Below are 19,825 nucleotides of genomic sequence, written 5' to 3' on the forward strand. Positions count from 1 at the left end.
ATATTTAATCCCCGATTCTTAGTCAGGAAAGTTGAATGAATACTTCCTCAGCACCACCGCGACGCCCTTATCTTGGCAGAGGAGCAACTGTAAAACGTTGCGAATCCTGTTTTCTGAGAACAGATAAATGTATTTGTGAGCTTCGCAGTAGCGTGTCAGCAAGTGTTGAATTCTGCCTACTAACGCATAATGATGAAATTTATAAACCCAGCAATACGGGGCGTCTGATCAGGGGCTCTATAAACGCTACACGTTGTTTCATTTGGCATCGAACTGAAGTTGATCCTGAACTGTTGGAACTAATAGAAAATTCTGAAGTGAATACTTACATTGTCTTTCCACCGGGAGATGATTATCTAGAGCGAATGACAGAATACAAATCTGAGCCTGATAAGCGTAACGTGTTTATTGTGTTGGATGGAACCTGGCGCCAGGCAAGGCGAATGTTCAGGCTGAGTGCTTATTTACAGAATGTGCCGCTTATAAGTTTGCAGAATGCGCCGGCTTCCCGTTACGGGTTACGTAAAACTGAGGAAGTCAGTCAGTTATGCACTGCTGAAGTTGCGATAGAGCTGCTTGCAGAAATTGGGGATCAGATTGCCAGCAAACATCTACGGAATTATTTTGAAGTTTTTACCCGCAGATACAGCGAAACCCGAAGTCAGAAGATTGATTTATCTGCTTCAGGCAATAGGGCTATTTAATTGCAGATTGGGAATATTGATTGTATGACCGGTTGCTGAGGTTTCTGCATTGGGTAGGATATCTGTGCTTGGCCAGAGTCCGGTTTTCAGGGCTTCAGCGTATGGTGTATTTAAGCCTGCTTGCTGCATTTTATGGATACTATCTGCAACATCGTATTCAAGAATATGCCAGCTAGCAGTTATGTGACCATCAGCGTCTGCAGTCAATAGCATATACCATGTATCGGTCTGGCCATTATTAGCGGGCATGCCGATTACACCTGCATTAAGCCAGAAGCCATTGCTGAGTTGCTGGCCAAAAGGTAATCCGCAATGGCCGCCTATTATCACGTCTACAGCAGCTTCATTGAGCTGCTGTTCCATAGTTATATCATCAGACGCAAATACAAACTGATTAATGCTATTCAGACCACCGTGTATTGCCAGCATTTTTGTTTTGGCGTACTCAAACTCTATATTTAGCGGTAACTCTCCCATCCACTGTTTTGCCTGAGTATTTACCTTAGGTTTCGCGTAATTAAACCAGCCGGCTGAAAGAAGGTCGCAAGTGCTACCTGTATTAAAGCCGCAGCCGCAATCATTAGCGTTATTGGCGAGGGATTCTTCGCAGTTACCCTGAACAACAGTAATGCCCCAGTCCCGAATAAGGTCTGTTGTTTCCTGTGCTGAGGCGCAATATGCAACGATATCACCTGTGCAAAGGATATTTCCTGAAGGAATCTGTAACTGCTTGCTTACATTTTGTATGGCCTGTGTGGCGGCAAGGTTACTATAAGGCCCGCCGAATATAAGCATGGGCCGTGAAGCATCGGGTGTAAATGGCATCATAGTTGCTGTTACGCTTAAGTTGAGCTGGGCAGTGGCTGACTGTTTCGATTACTTAAAATACCGAGCCAGAAAAGTGTGCATCCAGCGATCATTACGCCAGCGGAGATGAACAGTAGTTTTGTGTATTTGTGAGAATCACCAAGCAGGTGAGTGTGTCCTGCAGATTCAACAAAGTATATGGCGGCACCGGCAATGGCCAGAACGAATGTGCTGACGTAGCTCCATACAGGTACCTGATCCTGCTTACCCCACAGGCAGAAGAAGATTACCGGTGCGAGATACATAGAAGCAGTACCGCTGACGGCTACGGCGCTGAAAAGATCCTTGTTACCCAGGAATACACAAAGTAACCCCAGTAACATGAATACAGCCATTGTTGCCCGGCCGTTAAAGCGGCTGGCTTGCATGAGTTTCATATCGACAGCAACCAGCTTGGATGAGCTTGAAAGCGTGCTGTCTAAGGTAGACATAGCTGAGATGACCAATGTGATATTAAATAACAGCATTGCGTTGTCGCCGAGTAAGCGAAGTAACGCCGTGTTCATTGACTCGCCGGATATTGCCTGTGCACCGGCGATTACACCTAAAGCACCGAACACAATGATGCAGATAACACTTATCCAGCCTGCGTGCAGAAAGCTTTTACGTGTGGTTTCACGGTCGGCAAGAAAACCACGATCCATCATTACCGGATCATGCATTGGATAGCTCCATACCTGCAGGAAAGCGACCAGCAACAAAATCGGGCCAGGTTCGGTAATATCAAAGGCCTTGAACATCAGGTTGTCGACACTCAGGTGTCCCTGAAATAACACCATTCCACTAAGTAACGCCAGTACAACCAAAAACAGTACCATCTGGAATAAGTCTGTGCGCAGGGAAGCTTTGAGCCCGCCCAGCATTGAATAAATCAGTGTAATGCCTGCAAATAAAACCACTGCAAATGTATAACTGCTGCTGCCTGCAGCACCAAAGAGAATGCCTATTACCAGTATATTTGCGAAGACTTCACTGATAAGACGCAGGCCAATTACAAAGTTGTAGCAGCTTGTACCCCAGCGGCCGAAGCGATCATTTAGAAACTCTTGAACACTCTGGTAGCCATGCTGAAAACGCAGTGAGTCGATGATTTTTCCGCCGGTGAGAAAAGACAGGTAGTAAGCGGCATAAGCAAGTGTGCCCCAGATACCATAATAGAAGCCAAGAATAGCTGCATTTAGCAATGATCGGGCAAAGATCCAGGTGGTTACCTGTGAGAAGGTAAGCAGTAATAAGCCAGGTTGCTCACCGTCTTTGCTGTAGCCTTTAAAAAAGGTTTGGTCGTTATTTACCTTGGGGGAAAGAAATAATGAGATCGCCGCAACGATGCCTACAACAATTGCCAGTGATAACGCCATGTTAAATGCTCTTGGTGGGAGAGAACAGACTGCAGCATGCTGCAGATTGACGTGAAATTACAAGGCAAAATGCCGGAGTGGTCAAGGCAGCAGTTTCCACAGCCAAGATTGATTGTTTTATAACTTATAACAGTTAGCTATATACCGCGATTAATTGTAACCGGTCGGGCCAGTAAATAACCGTTTGGCCCGACTGGTTTGAAACAACTTCAGTCGAACGCTTTACCGGTAGGCACGGCAACTACAGGTACTTTCGCACCTTTGATTACCTGACGGGTAGTCTGGCTGTGATGGCCGAAAGTGTTTTCTGAACCCATCACAATCATATCGGCATTGCTCAGTTTGGCTTGTGCCAGAATTGAGTCGGTATAGTTACCTTCTACAACTCTTTGTTCGATATTGAGTGTGACCGCTTTATCCAGCGATCCCAGTTCCTCTTCACAAAAACGTTCGACACGTTTTTGCATGGAGGCTTTTACTTCATCAATGCCTTCGTCGTGAATCTTCTTTACCAGGTCTTGTGGCAGGTAGTTTTGAATGAGTGCCTGACCCAGTTCACCGATAGGCTCAATAACGTGAAGCATGATGATATGTGCGTCAAATTGCTGTGCCAGATTAACTGCCTGACGGAATACCGGACGGGTATGCTTGCCCAGAGAGGTTGTGTAAAGAATCGTTTTAATCGTTGGTAAAGCCATGATCTTCCTCGCTAATTATCTGCCGCAGGTGGGTTCAGCATAGGAGCTAAACTCACCTGACTAAGGTAAGTCTTACTTAAACAAGGGTAAATCCCATAAGTTGGGTAGCCTTGATCAGGGTCAACAACCGCAACGGCGTTTAGATGTTTTGCCAATACCAGGGTTGAATGTATTCGTTGGGTCCAGGGCAACGTAGAAGTCTTTCAGTCCTTCTTCAGCTGCGTACAGGTGCCCAACGTTATGCTCAGCCGGATACTTAGCTCCTTTTGCAGCAAGAATTTCCAGCATCTGCTTTTTGATGGCTGCGGCATCAGCACCTTTCTTTAAAATATAGTCCTGATGGAATACGTGGCACATAAAATGTCCGTAATAAAGAGAGCTGACTAACTGACTACTGATCTCTTCCGGTAGCTCTTCAACCCAGTTTTCATCGTTACGTTTAAGTGCAATATCAAGTGCGAGAATGTTTTCAACTTCATCCTGATGAACTGTTTGATAACGAATAGCGGCACCAGCAGCGGCAAAACGTAGCAAATACGCTTTTTTGGCTTCATCAGCATTACAGGCGAAGTAATTACCAGATGTACTGTTTGCAAAAAATTCCTTGAGATAATTTTCAGCTTCATTAATACCTGTGTCGCTCATTTTAAGAATCAGGTGATGCTCGTAGTCATCCCTGTATTGCAGCAGACGCTTAGGTACAATGTTTTTCCAGCAGCGGCTTAATAGCTGCATGGCCCTGTCCGGTATATCTTTTGGCAGAAAACTAAAGCGATTTAACCAGGCACTTATTGCGCCTTTCATTGCAAAGAGCCTTGGTAGCGGGTCAGTGCCAAGATAGTTAATCATCAGGAATACGTCTTTACCGTATTTCAGGGCAATGTCGAAAACATCCCGGTGCATGTACTCGCCGACTTCCGGGAGGTTGTCAAAGTTCTGCAGAATATCCCGGCGAAGCTGGGTTAGCTCTTTCGGGTCATTGGTGCCGATATAAAAAACCTGTTCTTTTTCAGCAACTGGAAATGTGTCGATACGGACTGCAAAGATTGCCAGTTTGCCGGCACAACCGCTGGCTTCGTAGAGGCGGCTGGTATCTGCGTTATAGCGTGCTGGGGTGTCGGCATCTACATCCCGGAGAATTTCAGGGTAATCGCTGGCAGAGGCTTTTCCTTCATAGGGCTCAAGAGTGTAGGCATTGAAGTGCTGTAACTCTAAGTTAGTGAGAATTTCCTCTGGTGTGTTACCCAGTTCTATGCCCAGATGGTTTACCAGTTCCAGCTCACCTGTAGGATTGATTTGCGCGTATAGCGATAGTTCTGAATAAGCCGGGCCGCGCTTTACCAGTGCGCCACCCGAATTGTTGGCTATTCCACCAATGATTGAAGCGCCTATGCAGGAAGAGCCTATAACCGAATGCGGTGCACGATTCAGTGGCTTAAGCAGTTTTTCCAGTGTGAACAGAGTTGCTCCGGGAAAGCTGATAATTTGCTTTCCTTCATCAAGCAGGATGATTTTATTCATTCGGGTGGTATTGAGGATGACTATATCGCGGTCATAATCATCACCACTGGGTGTTGAACCTTCTGTCAGGCCTGTATTAGCTGCCTGCATAATGATTATTTTGTTGGCTTTTACGCAGGCTTTAAGGATCTGCCATTGTTGCAGTAAAGTGGTCGGGAATACGACGGCCAGGGCATCGCCTTTTCCGGAGCGAAAGCCACTGCGGTAGTGTTCTGTCTGGCGCTCTTTAGTGTAGATATTGTCTTTACCGACAATTCCACTCAACTGCTGGATAATCGCATCTTGTGACATAGTGATAGCCTTGAGTATTTCACGTTACATCACGGCCTGGCGAATGCCAGACCGGGGTCTATAACGGCAGTAGATTAGCCGTATGCAGCAGCAGGTAACCAGAGTACCAGCTGCGGCCAGAAAACCAGCACTAACAGGCCGATCAATTGCAGGATAATGAAAGGCGTCACACCTTTATAGATATCTGTAATCTTCACATTTGGCGGGCATACACCTTTCAGATAGAAGAGGGCAAAACCGACCGGGGGGGTGAGGAAGGATGTCTGTAAGGCCATGGCGACCAACATCACAAACCAGACCAGCTCAGGATTATCGACAACACCGTAGCCATTAATATCCAGGCCCAGCGCCGAAATAACCGGTGCCAGTAATGGCAGAATGATCAGCGTGATTTCGATCCAGTCGAGGAAGAAACCCAGCAAGAAGATCACGCCCAGAATAAAGAAAATAATACCGTACGGACCAAATGGCAGACCAGTCAGGAATGACTCAATCAACTCATCACCGCCTAATTCCCGCAGTACCAGTGCAAAACAGGTCGCACCAATGAAAATTGCAAAGATGTAGGCTGTCGTATTATAGGTGCCGGTCATAACCTCTTTCAGCACTTTAAAGCTGAACTTACGGTTATAGATTGCCAGCATAGTGGCACCGAAAGCACCCACACCGGAGGCTTCCGTTGGTGTGGCGATACCCGCAAATATCGACCCCAGTACAACGAAGATCAACGCCAATGTCGGCAATATAGCCTTCAGTACTGAAATCAGTGTGGCAAAAGTGACTGGCTTGGCATCCACAGGCAAAGGTGCTGAGTCAGGCTTAAGGAAGCCGGTAATCAGAATATAGGCAATGTACATCGCGCCTAACATCAGGCCGGGGAAGACCGCGCCCATGAACAGATCGCCTACGGATAAACCTAACTGGTCGGCCATGATGACCAGCATGATGCTGGGGGGAATTAAAATGCCTAAGGTGCCAGCACTGGCAATAGTACCCAGCGCAAGCGGCATTGAGTAACCCTGCTTAGTCATGGAAGGTAAAGACATTACCGCGAGTAACACGACTGAAGCACCAATGATGCCGGTAGACGCCGCGAGGATAATCCCGATAGCCGTAACGGTAATCGCCAGGCCACCGCGGACATTTCCGAACAGCTCCTGCATGGACTTCATCAGCCGTTCCGCAACACCGGATTTATCTAGCATGATGCCCATAAATATGAACATGGGGAGGGCGACCAGAATCCAGTTATCCATGATCTTCCAGAGGCGGTTTACAACCAACCCCAGTGTCAGATAATCCAGCCCGGTAATCGTGTCGAAATAGGTATCAGCAAGGTAACCAATACCCGCAAAAATTACGCCTATGCCGCCTAATACCCAGGCAACAGGAATGCCGGTAAATAACAGTGCGATGAATGATACAAACATCGCAATGACAAGAATTTCATTAATTTCCATTATGCATCCCCTCTAAACAACAGAACGGTGTCGCGGTACAAACGTGAAAGTGCCGCCAGTGCCAGCATTGCCATGCTGAACGGAATGACGCTCTTAATCAGCCAGCGCCAGGGCAGGCCAGAAGGAGATTCTGAATGTTCGTTGATGCGCCAGGCATCGGCAACAAATTCAAGACTGTGTAAAAAGATGATGCTGATAAATGGCAATACCAATACCAAAATACCGAAGATCTCGATGATGTATTTACTGCGGGCACGGAAACCTGTGTAGAACAAATCTACACGGATATGAGAATTTGTTGTCTGTGCGTAAGCGAGGCCAAACATTACGCCTACAGCATAGAGGTGCCATTGCAACTCTTCGAGCAGAATTAAGCCGCTTGAAAAGCCCTTCCGCAGAATTACCTGAGTCATGATTACCAGTACAAGTAATACGTATGACCAGGCGATGTAGCTGCCAATTTTTTGAATAGCGCGATCGATACAATCGGCGAGAGGCACTGGTGGCATGTTACCTGAAGTATTCACCTTGAGGCTCCTCTGTAAATTATTATTCTGAAACATCTACTACTGAGTGCAGTTATAAACGGGCTGCAAGGGCAGCCCGTATACTGCAAAGGGAGAAGTAAGTTTCTCCGGTGGGAACGTCTTAGCGTTCAGCGCGAGGCAGGAAGGCATTTGCTTCCCACAGGTCGTAACCTTTACGGAAAGTGCTCATGTCAGTCCATACCTTATTGAAGAATTCGTCGCCGGCAGTCTTCTCAGCAACAACTTCCTGCCATTTTTCATTAAAGGTATTTAGCATGTCATCGCTCCAGTAACGAATCTTTACGCCGTTTTCCTGTGCTTTGGCCATGACTTCAAACTGCATAGACTCGCCTTCAGCAATCGCGTTAGTCATAGAAGCTTTACAGGTATTTTCAACAATTGCTTGCTGGCCTTCAGACATCTTGCCCCAGGCATCTTTGTTGACCAGTAGTTCGAATACTGTTGCTTGCTGATGCCAGCCAGGGAAGTAGTTGTATTTAACAATCTTATGGAAGCCTAAGCGCTGATCAATTGCAGGCTGAGAGAATTCAGATGCGTCAATTGCACCTTTCTCCAGTGCACCGAAGATTTCGCCGCCAGGTAACTGGGAAGTAGAAACGCCCAGTTTTTCCATAACAGAAGCGCCAAGGCCAAAGAAGCGCATGTTCAGGCCGCTCAAGTCTTCAGGGCTGTTGATTTCTTTACTGAACCAACCAGAGGTTTCAGGAGAAATAATGGCGCACGGGATAACTTTTACGTTATAGCCGTTAGTGTCATACATTTCCTGGTACAGACTCATGCCATTGCCGTAATACAGCCATGCCATGTATTCACCGGCTTCAGGGCCGAAAGGAACCGCAGAGAACAATGCTGCTGCTGGCATTTTACCTTGCCAGTAACCTGCAGTGGCATAGCCTGAATTGATCTTACCGGCAGAGACAGCATCAAGAATTTCTTTTGGTGCAACCAGTTTACCTGGCTCGTAAATCTTCATTTTGATTGAGCCGTCGCTCATGACTTTCAGCTGTTCAGATACCCATTTAATCGGGGTACCTAATGCCGGTAAGTGCGAGCCGAACGCGATTGGTGTTTTTAGCAAAACTTTATCAGCAGCCTGAGCGCTGACTGTTCCGCAGATAGCTGCGCTTAATACCGCTGTACTCAGAATAGACTTAACGAACGTTTTCATGACTTGCCCTCGTGAGGTTGTTGTTCTTTTTTCTGCCAGAGGCTGAATCTGTGGTTGTCCTTTTGATGTCTGATTTCTCATATCAGATCTTGGCTTGATAAATTGGTAATACCAATTTACCATCAAAAGTGTTGTAACCATAAAGATTCGCGGTAATACTTGTCAATAGCTAAATTTTGCTGAATATGGCCGCTTAGTTATGGTTTTTTGTGCAAGTTACTGATTTTTTATGCTGTAATTTGGTCTTACCAATTTATTTTGTGGTTTGTGTTTTTGAATAACTTGCTCTGGATCAATGCACATTTCTGTATAGCTGAGTGGTTTGTCTGAGAGAGTGGTGTTCAGTGCCTGCTCTTGGGCAGTAGAAAAATACAACTATTGATTGTGCGAGCAGGTATACTGCGCTCCCCGGCGTATTTTGCTTTTTATTACTGTCGGGAAATGGTTTGAAAATGCAGGGTATTATTGCTGTACAGAGCAGCTGATTCTGCTCTCTGGAGAAATGTAAACATGGCATATCAGCGCGTAAAACAGCCGAAAATATCTGATGTCATTATGGGGCAGCTGGAAGAGATGGTGCTGGAAGGCACGCTTAAGCCTGGTCAGCGTTTGCCATCAGAACGTGAGTTGGCTAAGCAGTTTGATGTTTCCCGGCCTTCTTTACGTGAGGCTGTACAAAAGCTATCTGCTAAAGGTGTGCTGATTAGTCGGCAGGGTGGCGGCACTTATGTGTCTGAAGATCTGGGCGGTGCCTTTTCTGATCCTCTGCTTGAGTTGTTCAAGACACATCCGGAAGCTCAGTATGATCTGCTGGAGTTTCGTCATGCGTTAGAAGGTGTATCTGCTTATTATGCGGCTCTGCGCAGTACGGCTGCGGATAAAGAAAATATTCGTGCCCGCTACAATGCTCTTCAGGAGCATCATGAAAACAAAGCTTTTGATAAAGAAGTATATGCTGACGTAGATTTTCATTTGGCGATCGCTGAAGCAACTCATAATATGGTGTTGTTGCATATGATGCGTGCTTTGTTCACTTTACTGCGTCAGCATGTCTGGGATAACTTGCAGGATATTTATCCGAAGCCTGAGATCAGAGGGAAAATTCATCAACAGCACTATGTGTTGATGGAAGCTATTTTAGAAGGCGATCCTGAGCGGGCAAGCCAGGCTGCCCATGACCACCTTGCATATGTGGAAGATGCGTTATTGCAACAGGGTAAGGAAGACACCCGTCTGAAGCGTGCATTGCGCCGTGCAGATCTGACGCCGCGTTAGTCTGTTTGAAAAAAATCCCTGCTTTGGTGACTTGTATCAATAGATACAAGTCACACTAATTCTGTTAATTACTCATTTTTATTCGATCTGATGTGCAGGAAACCCGGAAAGCCACGTCAGATGTAAATATCCTGTCATATACGTTCTGTATAAAAACTACACAGTCTTATATTGCTATTCAATTTTGTAGTCTGACTAGACTTGAAAAGCCATTTTTTGTAGTATTACTACAAAATTTTTGCCAACAAACTCTTATACCTCAGTGTGAAAAGTAAATTAAATGCGTCATGCTTAGGTCTGATTGGGTCATTAGTCGTTGTTTTTACGACGATTCAGGCTAATCGAAACTCTGATTTGTTTTTGTAGTGTGTAATTTATTCAGGTGATACCGGCCGCTTGTGCCGTATCTGATCGTCTGTTCAGTTACCAAATATTCAGGGCATTCTGGTTTGTTGGCGGTTATGTGGCTTTGTATTCGGAAACCGAATACTCAGAAATTGGCCGGTAATAAGAATTAGATGTAAGAAAAATAAGTGGAGAAAGGAAACGTGCAAGACATAATCGATGATATTGATCCAATCGAAACGAATGAATGGCTGGATGCGCTCGAGTCAGTTGCAAAACACGAAGGCGATGAGCGTGCGCGTTATATCCTTAGCAAGCTTGGTGAAAAAGCTTCTAACATGGGTCTTGAGTCGGAAAATACTTTAACGACTTCTTACGTGAATACGATAGCGCCTAAAGATGAAGCCCGTATGCCGGGTGACTTGTTTATGGAGCGTCGGATTCGTTCTTTCATCCGTTGGAACGCTATGGCAATGGTTATGCGTGCCAATGATAACGATGAAGGTCTTGGCGGCCATATCTCCAGTTTTTCTTCCTCCGCAACGCTATATGATATTGGTTTTAATTATTTCTTCCGCGGTTCCGAAGGTGAGCAGGAAGGTGATCTGGTATTTTTCCAGGGGCATATCGCACCGGGTATTTATTCCCGTGCTTACCTTGAGGGCCGTCTGACTGAAGAGCAGATGGATAACTATCGCCGTGAAGTAGACGGTGTAGGTTTGTCTTCATATCCTCACCCTTGGTTAATGCCTGACTTCTGGCAGTTCCCGACTGTATCTATGGGTCTTGGTCCGATTCAGGCGATTTATCAGGCACACGTTATGCGTTACCTGTCTGCCCGTAGTCTGATTGATCGCGCTGACCGTAAGGTTTGGGCTTTCCTAGGCGATGGTGAGTGTGATGAGCCGGAATCCTTAGGTGCTATTGCTCTGGCCGGTCGTGAGCAGCTTGAAAACCTGGTCTTCGTTGTTAACTGTAACCTGCAGCGTCTTGATGGCCCTGTGCGTGGCAACGGTAAAATTGTTCAGGAGCTGGAAGGTGTATTCCGCGGTGCAGGCTGGAATGTTGTTAAGTGCCTGTGGGGCCGTCACTGGGATCCTCTGTTCGAAAACGATACGTCCGGTTTGCTTAAAAAGCGTATGGACGAAGTCTGCGATGGTGAGCTGCAGAACTATAAAGCCAACGGTGGTGCGTATACCCGCGAGCATTTCTTCGGTAAGTATCCTGAGTTGCTTGAACTGGTTAAGGATATGTCTGATCAGGACATTATGAACCTGAACCGTGGTGGTCACGACCCGTATAAGGTATATGCTGCGTATCAGCAGGCGATGAACCATAAAGGTCAGCCAACGGTAATTCTTGCGCAGACAGTTAAAGGTTACGGTACCGGTAAATCTGGTCAGGCGAAGAACGATACTCACTCTATGAAGAAGCTGGCCATGGATGACCTGATGGACTTCCGTGACAATCATAATATTCCTCTGAGTGACGAGCAGCTTAAAGATGTTCCGTACTATCGTCCGTCGAAAGATTCGCCGGAAATGAAGTACATGATGGATCGTCGTAATAAGCTTGGTGGTGTTTATCCTTCCCGTCGTGCTGATTTTGATGCGCTGGAAGTACCGCCGCTGGATACCTTCTCTTCACAGCTGAAAGAGAGTGGTAAGCGTGAGATGTCTACTCAGATGACGCTGAACCGGGTGTTGAGTACGTTAGTTAAAGACAAAGCGATTGGTGAGCGTATTGTGCCGATTGTTCCGGATGAAGCCCGTACTTTTGGTATGGAAGGCATGTTCCGTCAGCTGGGTATTTATACGTCTGAAGGTCAGCGCTATGTACCACACGATGCTGATCAGATCATGTTCTATAAAGAATCCAAGACCGGTCAGATTCTTGAAGAAGGTATTAACGAAGCGGGTGCAATGAGTGCCTGGATGGCGTGTGCTACGTCATACAGTAACAACAACTGCACTATGATTCCTTTCTACATTTATTATTCTATGTTTGGTTTCCAGCGCATTATGGATCTGGCCTGGGCGGCTGGTGATATGCAGGCCCGTGGTTTCTTGATTGGTGCGACTTCCGGGCGTACCACGCTGAACGGTGAAGGTCTGCAGCATCAGGATGGTCATTCTCACCTGATGGCGCAAATGATTCCAAACTGTGTGTCTTACGATCCTACTTTTGGTTATGAGCTGACAGTTATTGTTCAGGATGGCCTGAAGCGTATGTTCCAGGACAAAGAGAATAAGTTCTACTACATCACGACAATGAACGAAAACTATGCGCATCCGGCCATGCCTATTGGTGCGGAAGAAGGCATTGTTAAAGGCATGTATCTGCTGCAGGAGGGCAAGTCAGCTGAGAAGAAAGTACAGTTGATGGGTTGCGGTACTATTCTTCGTGAAGTGATTGCAGCTGCTGAAATTCTGCGTAATGAATACGGTGTGGAAGCGGATATCTGGAGTACGACTTCTATCAATGAAGTACGTCGTGACGCTCAGGCTGTTGCTCGCTGGAATATGCTGCACCCGGCGGAAGAGCAACGCACAAGCTACCTGCAGGATTGTCTGGCGGATCGTCAGGGGCCTGTAATTGCCGCGACTGACTATATGCGTATGTATCCTGAACAATTGCGCGAATATATGCCGGGTACATACCGTGTGTTGGGTACTGATGGTTATGGCCGTTCGGATACCCGTACCAAGCTGCGCGAATTCTTCGAAGTAAATAGTCACTATGTGACGGTTGCTGCGCTGACAGCATTGGCAGATGATGGCCATATTGAGCGTTCTGTAATTGCCAGTGCGATGCAGAAGTTTGGCATTAACCCAGAAAAACCAGCCCCTTGGACTGTGTAACCCTGGCCAAACCGAAGCAAAAGAGGAAATGACTGTGAGTACTGTGAATATTACGGTTCCTGATTTAAGTGGTGCGGCTGACGTTGACGTAGTCGAAGTATTTATTAAAGCCGGAGACCGGGTTGAGGAAGGGGATTCCCTGATCGCTCTGGAAACCGACAAAGCATCAATGGAAGTACCGGCGATTCAATCCGGTGTGGTGGTATCTGTCGCTGTTAGTGAAGGCGATACGATCAACGAAGGTGACGCTTTGTGTGTGCTTGAAGAGGTGGGTGCTGAGACACCTGCTGCTGAAGAGGCACCTGTAGAGGCTTCTGTGGCTGAAGCTGCCCCTGCTGTTGCTGCACCAGCCCCGGCTGTGAGTAGTGAAGCTGTCCAGGTAGCGGTACCTGATTTGAGTGGTGCCACCGATGTTGATGTTGTTGAGGTGTTTGTTAAAGCAGGTGACAGCGTTGAAGAAGGTGATTCTTTAATTGCACTGGAAACAGATAAGGCTTCACTGGAAGTACCTGCTCCTCACAGTGGTACTGTTGTAAGTATCGCAATAAGTGAAGGTGGCACGGTTAATGAAGGTGATCATCTTTGTGAAATGCAGGTTGTCGGCAGTGTACCTGTTGCGGCGCCTGCTGCAGCCCCGGTTGCTGAAGCTCCGGCTGCTCCTGTCGCTGAAGCGGCAGCTGAACCTGCAGTGATGATTGCCGGTGGTGTTGAAGATGTATTAATTCCAGACTTAAGCGGCGCTGCAGATGTGGATGTTGTTGAAGTACTAGTGAAAGCTGGCGACAGTGTTGCCGAAGGCGACTCGCTGATCGTTCTGGAAACTGATAAGTCTTCAATGGAAGTGCCTGCACCTAAAGCGGGTACCATTAAGGTAATGCAGATTAAAGAAGGTGATCAGGTTAATGCTGGCGATTTGCTGATGAGTCTGGAAGTTGCTGCGAGTTCAGCTCCGGCGGTTGCGGCTCCTGTTGCAGCCTCGCCAGCTAAAGCGCCAGCAGCTGCACCAGCACCTCAGGCTACTGCTAAGCCAGCTGCAACAGCGACTGTTGATAAAGCAGCTTTAGAGCAGAAAAATAAAACGGTTCATGCCGGACCTGCTGTACGGGCTATTGCTCGGGAGTTCGGTGTTGATCTGGCACTGGTAACTGGCACAGGTTCGCGTAGTCGTATTCTTAAAGAAGATGTGCAGGCGTTTGTTAAAACCGCCCTGAAGAAGGTTGCAGAGAAACCTGCAGCGGCTGTTACGGATGGTTCAGGTATTCCAGCAATTCCTGAGATTGATTTCAGCCAGTTTGGTGAAATCGAACTGGAAAAACTCAGCAAAATTAAGAAAGTAACTCGCGATAATATGTCGCGCTGTTGGTTGAACATTCCACATGTTACTCAGTTCGATAAAGCTGATATTACAGACCTGGAAGCTTTTCGTGCCGGAATGAAGGAAGAGGCTGCCCGTGAAGGTGTTAAGCTAACACCGCTGCCATTCATGCTTAAAGCGATTGCGATGGCTCTGAAGGCGCATCCTAAGTTCAATGCTTCCTTGCATGCTGATGGTGAACATATTGTTTATAAAAAATATGTAAACATTGGTATGGCGGTTGATACACCGAATGGTTTGATGGTTCCGGTAATTAAGGATGCAGATAAGAAGAGCATTTATGAATTATCACTGGAAGCTGTCGAATTGGCAGGTAAAGCCAAGGATCGTAAGCTGAAACCGAATGAAATGCAGGGCGCATGCTTTACGATTTCCAGCTTAGGTGGCATTGGTGGTACTGGTTTCACGCCTATCGTTAATGCGCCAGAAGTTGCGATTTTAGGTATTTCTAAGGCGGATATAGAGCCGCGTTGGAATGGTAAGGAATTTGAGCCGCGTAAGATGTTACCGTTGTGTCTGTCTTATGATCACCGGGCAATTAATGGTGGTGATGCCGGTCGTTTCCTGACATACCTGAATGCTCTGTTGAGTGACGTGCGAAGAATGGCAATGTAATGCTGTTTTGTGAGTAATAAAAAAGGCGCTTAAAGCGCCTTTTTTGTTGTTTCGACATAGTTAGCGTCGCAACAGTGCGAGCAACTCTGCGGTTTTGTCTTCCATCAAGCTAATATCGCCTTTGGTTTCAACGTTCAGGCGCACCACTGGCTCGGTGTTTGAGCTGCGAAGGTTGAAGCGCCATTCGCCCATATCCAGGCTGATACCGTCTGTATGATCGACACTCACAGCTTTACTTTCATAGTTCTCAAGCACGCGTTGAATAGCGCCGGCAGGGTCGGCAAGTTTGCTGTTAATCTCGCCCGGTGATGGATATTTTGCTATGCGATCATCTACCAGTGAAGAAAGTGGCTGAGCTTTGTTGCTAATCAGTTCGGCAACTAGCAGCCATGGGATCATACCGCTATCGCAGTAGAAGAAATCGCGGAAGTAATGGTGGGCACTCATTTCACCACCGTAAACGGCGTCTTCTTCGCGCATGCGTTCTTTAATGAACGCATGGCCTGTTTTACTCTGGATGGCGCGACCACCACTGGTTTCGGCGATGTCCAGCGTATTCCAGATTAAGCGTGGGTCGTGGATCACGGCCTCATCTGGGTGTTTATTGAGGAAAGCTTCAGCGAGCAGGCCAACGATGTAATAGCCTTCAATAAAGCGGCCTTTCTCATCAAACAGGAAGCAACGATCGAAATCGCCATCCCAGGCTATCCCCATATCTGCCTTGTGTTCCAGTACTGCTGCGATAGTATCGGCGCGGTTTTCCGGCAGGATAGGATTAGGAATACCATTTGGGAAAGTACCGTCAGGTTCATGATGTAACTTAATGAATTCAATAGGTACTTCTAATTGCTGAAATACTTTTTCAAGTGCATCAATTGCCGGTCCAGCGACACCGTTACCAGCATTAACGACTAGGCGCATTGGTTTCAGGTTTGAAAGATCAGCGTATGTTTTAAGGTGTTCTATATACGCGCTACGGGTATCGGTTAGCTGGAATCCACCTCTGGCAGTAGGCTCTGGCTGAGGAAAGTTATTTTCCCGGGTAAGTTTTTCAATCTCGTTCAGTCCGGTATCGCCACTAATAGGTCTGGAGCCTTTGCGGACCAGTTTCATCCCATTGTAATCTTCAGGGTTGTGGCTTGCTGTGACAACGATGCCGCCATCGGTTCCGAGGTAGGCTGTAGCAAAATAAATTTCTTCAGTGCCACACAGGCCTATATCTAGAACATTTACCCCGGAGTCACGCAGACCGTTGCTGAGTGCTTCTTTCAGTTCGCTGGTGGATAGACGCATATCGCCTCCAACAACAACTGTCTCAGGTTTTAAAAACTGAGCATAAGCACGACCTATTCTGTAGGCGATGTCTGTATCCAGTTGGGTGCCAAGCTGGCCACGGATATCGTAGGCTTTAAAGCAAGCTAAAGGAGTCATATTGCTTCCATAGTAGGGAGTGTAATGGGTTAGTGTGGCTTTGATTTAGCAGAATGGCAGATCTTAATAATGATACCCGCTAAGAGTATTCCTGACAGGTTAGCAAACATATCCTGTAGAGAGAAATAGCGGGCGGGCAGAAAGCTTGCTTGTGCATATTCGGAGCCAATAGCTAATAAAATTAATGCCAGAATAAAAAGTTTGGTTAATGTTTTTGGGAGTGCATAGTAACCGGATAGTGTCAGGATCATAAAGCCGGCAATATGGCCGACTTTATCGGAATTCTGGAACAGTTCCTGTGGCGGAGTGCTGCGAAATAAACCGGTCATTATTGCAATAATACTGATAGTAAAGGCTAGCTGAGCGAGCCTCTGAAATGATTGTGTTTGCATTAACGGCCAATGCCTATGTAAGTGAATCCCTGGCTTTCAAGCATTTCTTTATCAAATATATTTCTGCCGTCAATAACCAGAGGAGAGTTCATTTTTTCCAGCATCAGGCTGTAATCAGGTGACCAGTATTGCTGCCACTCGGTTACGATGAGCAGCGCGTCACTGTTTTCAAGTGCTGTGTAGCGGTCTTCGCAATAGCGCAGTTTTTGGTTGGTGCCAAAATATTCCTGAAGGTTCGTTAAGGCCTGTGGGTCATGTAATTGTACCCTGACATCCTGAGCGAGCAGTGCTTCAATAATTTTCAAACTTGGTGCGTGATCAATACTGGCTGTTTCAGGCTTAAAAGAGCCGCCCCAGAGCGTCACTGTTTTGCCTTTCAGATTGCATTGATAGTGCTGCCATAGTTTCCTGAAAAGCAGTTCTTTTTGAACTTCGTTTTCTTTAATTACAGTAGCCAGCAATGAAGGGTTACTTTTTTGCTCAAAAAGCTCGGAAAACTTTCGGGTGTACTCCTGAAAGTTTTGTCCGCCGAAACCGCAGCCAGGAGACATGTAGTGGTAGCCGATACGTGGATCAGCTCCCATGCCTTGTCGGATGACATCAATGTCGACATCTATCTGATCGGCCAGGTTGGCAAGTTCGTTGATGTAACCAATTCTGATGGCCAGCATGCCGGTAATGGCAAACTTGGTAAACTCAGCTTCTTTCGGTGCCATTACCTGAATATTATCTGCTGATTGGCTGAAAGGGCGTAACAGGGCGTTTGTCTGAATAATACTCCATTCGTGATCGGCACCAATAATCAGGCGTTTTGGGGTGGAAAAGTCACTTATAGCGTTGCCTTCCTGGATTAAGTCAGGAATGTAAACGGCATCATGCTGATCAGTTTGTGTAAGTAAAAGCTGTAATTGTTCAGTTGCACCAACGCCAAAGTTCGATTGGTTAACGATTAGCCTCTGAGTATTCGGGTTGGTTGTTTCTGCACAGATAATTGATTTAGCACGGCTGATTTCATCAGGATTTAGCGCCAGCCAGTGAATTTCAGTATCAGGTGTGCTTTGCTGGCTGCGTGAAAGTCGACCTGAAGTGATTTGCTGCTCAGTCAGTTCTAGCAAGCCTGGCTCGTTTACCAAGACACGAATAGTCTGTAAGTCATCATCAGAGTGGGTGTTTTCAACAATGGTTACTTCATTACCGCTGCGGGCAAGACAGGCTGCTGCGACCCAGGAAGTGAGCTCGTTACCGTAGACTGTTATTTTCATTCTGCATTTCCGCCATCGGTTTTGCGACTGCCAGTATTTGACTGGATAAAATCAATCAGGCCTGCGGTGGAGCTGTCCAGTTGAGATGTGTCATCACTGTTGAATTGAGATAGTAGATCTGTCGCAATGACTTTACCCAGCTCCACGCCCCACTGATCAAATGGATTTATGTTCCAGATGACAGACTGAACAAATACTTTATGTTCATACAGTGCTATCAGTTCGCCGAGGGTTTCTGGATCCAGACTTTTTAACATGATAGTGCTGGAAGGTTGGTTTCCCTGATAGCGTTTATAAGCGGGTGCCTGATCTGCAGATTCAAAGATACTGTCGCCAAGTGCCAGTAGCCGTGATTGTGCAAGGCAATTTGCGAGAGCCAGCTGATGTTGCTGTTGTAGCTCTTCGCTCGCTTGCTGATAACGCTCTGCGGGCACAATAAAATCACACATTACTGCTTCTGTGCCCTGATGAAGAAGTTGGTAAAACGCGTGTTGTGCGTTAGAACCAATTTCGCCCCAGAGGATGGGGCAAGTTCGGTAATCTGTTACCTTACCGTCCAGACTAACGTTCTTACCGTTACTCTCCATTTCCAGTTGTTCCAGGTAGGCTGGTAAGTGTGAGAGTCGTCCGTCATAGGGCAGAATCGCGTGCGCGTGAATATCAAGAAAGTTAATATTCCAGATGTCTGTCAGTGCGAGCAAGACGGGCAGATTGCTATTCAGCTCGCTGGTACGGAAGTGCTCATCCATCTTATGCGCGCCGGCAAGTAAGCGATGGAAATTTTTAACGCCGATATGTAGCGCAATGGGAAAGCCTATCACCGACCACAAGGAATAGCGCCCTCCGGTCCAGTCCCAGAAATGCAGCTGATTCGCGATTGGTATGCCCCAGCTTTCTGCTTTCTCAGGTTTGCTGGTTACGCCTATAAAGTGGTGCTGGTTAATAATTTCAGCCGGTGCGCCGCTGGCATTTATTAGCCATTCCCGGGCCGTTTTAGCGTTAGCCAGGGTGTCTATAGTAGAAAATGACTTGGAAGAGATAATGAATAGTGTCGAAGCAGGTTCCAGTTTATGTAGAAGCCGTTCAAGCTGGCTACCATCCATCGATGACACGAAATGAACATTTAGCTGTTTAGCTTCTTCCGGTACCCATTCGGCGAGTGCTTTACAGCACATCAGGGGGCCAAGGTCTGAGCCTCCAACGCCAATATTTACTATGTTTTGAATCGGGCTGCCGTTATAGCCACGCCACTGTTGCTGGTGGATGCGATCAGCCAGTTGAGCCATTGCATCTAATGACTGATGAACATCGGCGACAATATCAGTGCCATTCAGCGATAATGTATTATCTTTTGGCTGGCGTAATGCTGTATGCAGGGCGGGTCTGTTTTCTGACGGATTGAGAATCTCACCATCAAACATGGCTTTTATTTTAGCAGGTAGTTTCTGTGTTTTAGCCAGTTGTACAAGCAAGTACACAGTTGTTAACTGAAAGCGCTGTTTGGACAGATCCAACAATAAGTTATCAGTATGAAAGCTGAGTTCAGAAAAGCGTGCAGGCTGTTCAGCGAACATATCTTTAATATGAGATTGCTTGGCTTGTTCTGCATGTTGCTGAAGGGCTTGCCAGGCAGCGCTTGAAGTTATGCTCATAA

Annotated in this window: 15 protein-coding genes; 4 read left to right on the top strand and 11 right to left on the bottom strand. The window is 46.7% G+C overall.

Annotation, left to right across the window (positions count from 1 at the left end; genetic code table 11):
- The first annotated feature begins 35 nt into the window (after nt 1-35).
- Complete coding sequence (locus OCU49_RS06560; protein ID WP_261844180.1) at nt 36-704, top strand: tRNA-uridine aminocarboxypropyltransferase; 669 nt, start codon at nt 36-38, stop codon at nt 702-704.
- Here OCU49_RS06560 and OCU49_RS06565 read toward each other — a convergent pair.
- The 7 genes from OCU49_RS06565 to OCU49_RS06595 form a co-directional block, all read right to left on the bottom strand.
- The gene (locus OCU49_RS06565) at nt 684-1,532 is read right to left on the bottom strand and encodes a metallophosphoesterase family protein (protein ID WP_261844181.1); all 849 of its coding nucleotides are present in this window, start codon (nt 1,530-1,532) and stop codon (nt 684-686) included. The two genes, OCU49_RS06560 and OCU49_RS06565, sit on opposite strands and share 21 nt — an antisense overlap.
- A gap of 14 nt (nt 1,533-1,546) precedes the next feature.
- Nucleotides 1,547-2,929 carry an SLC5/6 family protein gene (locus OCU49_RS06570; RefSeq protein ID WP_261844182.1) on the bottom strand — a complete coding sequence of 461 codons (1,383 nt, stop codon included), beginning with the start codon at nt 2,927-2,929 and terminating at the stop codon, nt 1,547-1,549.
- A 209-nt stretch (nt 2,930-3,138) separates the two neighbouring features.
- Nucleotides 3,139-3,627 carry a universal stress protein gene (locus OCU49_RS06575; RefSeq protein ID WP_261844183.1) on the bottom strand — a complete coding sequence of 163 codons (489 nt, stop codon included), beginning with the start codon at nt 3,625-3,627 and terminating at the stop codon, nt 3,139-3,141.
- Between the two features lie 120 nt (nt 3,628-3,747).
- Nucleotides 3,748-5,439, bottom strand: coding sequence for a D-lactate dehydrogenase (gene dld, locus OCU49_RS06580; RefSeq protein ID WP_261844184.1), 1,692 nt, complete (start codon nt 5,437-5,439; stop codon nt 3,748-3,750).
- A gap of 74 nt (nt 5,440-5,513) precedes the next feature.
- Complete coding sequence (locus OCU49_RS06585; protein ID WP_261844185.1) at nt 5,514-6,899, bottom strand: TRAP transporter large permease; 1,386 nt, start codon at nt 6,897-6,899, stop codon at nt 5,514-5,516.
- Nucleotides 6,899-7,426 carry a TRAP transporter small permease subunit gene (locus OCU49_RS06590; protein ID WP_261844186.1) on the bottom strand — a complete coding sequence of 176 codons (528 nt, stop codon included), beginning with the start codon at nt 7,424-7,426 and terminating at the stop codon, nt 6,899-6,901. Before OCU49_RS06590 ends, OCU49_RS06585 begins: the two co-directional genes overlap by 1 nt.
- Before the next feature lie 121 nt (nt 7,427-7,547).
- Nucleotides 7,548-8,615 carry a TRAP transporter substrate-binding protein gene (locus OCU49_RS06595; RefSeq protein ID WP_261844187.1) on the bottom strand — a complete coding sequence of 356 codons (1,068 nt, stop codon included), beginning with the start codon at nt 8,613-8,615 and terminating at the stop codon, nt 7,548-7,550.
- A gap of 510 nt (nt 8,616-9,125) precedes the next feature.
- On the opposite strand from OCU49_RS06595, the gene pdhR reads away from it, so the two are divergent.
- The 3 genes from pdhR to aceF all read left to right on the top strand — a co-directional run bounded on the left by pdhR (nt 9,126) and on the right by aceF (nt 15,086).
- The gene (gene pdhR / locus OCU49_RS06600) at nt 9,126-9,890 is read left to right on the top strand and encodes a pyruvate dehydrogenase complex transcriptional repressor PdhR (protein WP_261844188.1); all 765 of its coding nucleotides are present in this window, start codon (nt 9,126-9,128) and stop codon (nt 9,888-9,890) included.
- Nucleotides 9,891-10,438: 548 nt separating this feature from the next.
- Nucleotides 10,439-13,096, top strand: coding sequence for a pyruvate dehydrogenase (acetyl-transferring), homodimeric type (gene aceE / locus OCU49_RS06605; protein WP_261844189.1), 2,658 nt, complete (start codon nt 10,439-10,441; stop codon nt 13,094-13,096).
- Between the two features lie 34 nt (nt 13,097-13,130).
- Nucleotides 13,131-15,086 (top strand): dihydrolipoyllysine-residue acetyltransferase, encoded by a 1,956-nt coding sequence (aceF, locus tag OCU49_RS06610; RefSeq protein ID WP_261844190.1) that lies wholly within the window; start codon nt 13,131-13,133, stop codon nt 15,084-15,086.
- A 60-nt stretch (nt 15,087-15,146) separates the two neighbouring features.
- Here the strand turns inward: aceF and OCU49_RS06615 are convergent, their stop codons facing one another.
- Genes OCU49_RS06615 through pgi form a run of 4 tightly spaced genes read right to left on the bottom strand, consistent with a single transcriptional unit; the run spans nt 15,147 to nt 19,823 of the window.
- Nucleotides 15,147-16,517, bottom strand: a complete 1,371-nt coding sequence (locus OCU49_RS06615; protein WP_261844191.1) for a phosphohexomutase domain-containing protein — start codon at nt 16,515-16,517, stop codon at nt 15,147-15,149.
- Between the two features lie 29 nt (nt 16,518-16,546).
- Nucleotides 16,547-16,909, bottom strand: a complete 363-nt coding sequence (locus OCU49_RS06620; protein ID WP_261844192.1) for a VanZ family protein — start codon at nt 16,907-16,909, stop codon at nt 16,547-16,549.
- Nucleotides 16,909-18,171 (bottom strand): nucleotide sugar dehydrogenase, encoded by a 1,263-nt coding sequence (locus OCU49_RS06625; protein WP_261844193.1) that lies wholly within the window; start codon nt 18,169-18,171, stop codon nt 16,909-16,911. The genes OCU49_RS06620 and OCU49_RS06625 overlap by 1 nt, the downstream gene beginning before the upstream one ends.
- Entirely contained in the window at nt 18,168-19,823 is a 1,656-nt protein-coding gene (pgi, locus tag OCU49_RS06630) for a glucose-6-phosphate isomerase (protein ID WP_261844194.1), read from the bottom strand. Before pgi ends, OCU49_RS06625 begins: the two co-directional genes overlap by 4 nt.
- Nucleotides 19,824-19,825: the final 2 nt, after the last annotated feature.

This window comes from Aliamphritea ceti, from assembly GCF_024347215.1.
Classification (GTDB): Bacteria; Pseudomonadota; Gammaproteobacteria; order Pseudomonadales; family Balneatricaceae; genus Amphritea; species Amphritea ceti.

Coding starts and splice junctions, on each gene's coding strand:
- OCU49_RS06570 (WP_261844182.1), bottom strand. CDS start 2,929: ATGGCGTTATCACTGGCAATTGTTGTAGGCATCGTTGCGGCGATCTCA.
- OCU49_RS06560 (WP_261844180.1), top strand. CDS start 36: ATGAATACTTCCTCAGCACCACCGCGACGCCCTTATCTTGGCAGAGGA.
- OCU49_RS06615 (WP_261844191.1), bottom strand. CDS start 16,517: ATGACTCCTTTAGCTTGCTTTAAAGCCTACGATATCCGTGGCCAGCTT.
- OCU49_RS06585 (WP_261844185.1), bottom strand. CDS start 6,899: ATGGAAATTAATGAAATTCTTGTCATTGCGATGTTTGTATCATTCATC.
- pdhR (WP_261844188.1), top strand. CDS start 9,126: ATGGCATATCAGCGCGTAAAACAGCCGAAAATATCTGATGTCATTATG.
- OCU49_RS06575 (WP_261844183.1), bottom strand. CDS start 3,627: ATGGCTTTACCAACGATTAAAACGATTCTTTACACAACCTCTCTGGGC.
- pgi (WP_261844194.1), bottom strand. CDS start 19,823: ATGAGCATAACTTCAAGCGCTGCCTGGCAAGCCCTTCAGCAACATGCA.
- OCU49_RS06565 (WP_261844181.1), bottom strand. CDS start 1,532: ATGATGCCATTTACACCCGATGCTTCACGGCCCATGCTTATATTCGGC.
- OCU49_RS06625 (WP_261844193.1), bottom strand. CDS start 18,171: ATGAAAATAACAGTCTACGGTAACGAGCTCACTTCCTGGGTCGCAGCA.
- OCU49_RS06595 (WP_261844187.1), bottom strand. CDS start 8,615: ATGAAAACGTTCGTTAAGTCTATTCTGAGTACAGCGGTATTAAGCGCA.
- dld (WP_261844184.1), bottom strand. CDS start 5,439: ATGTCACAAGATGCGATTATCCAGCAGTTGAGTGGAATTGTCGGTAAA.
- OCU49_RS06620 (WP_261844192.1), bottom strand. CDS start 16,909: ATGCAAACACAATCATTTCAGAGGCTCGCTCAGCTAGCCTTTACTATC.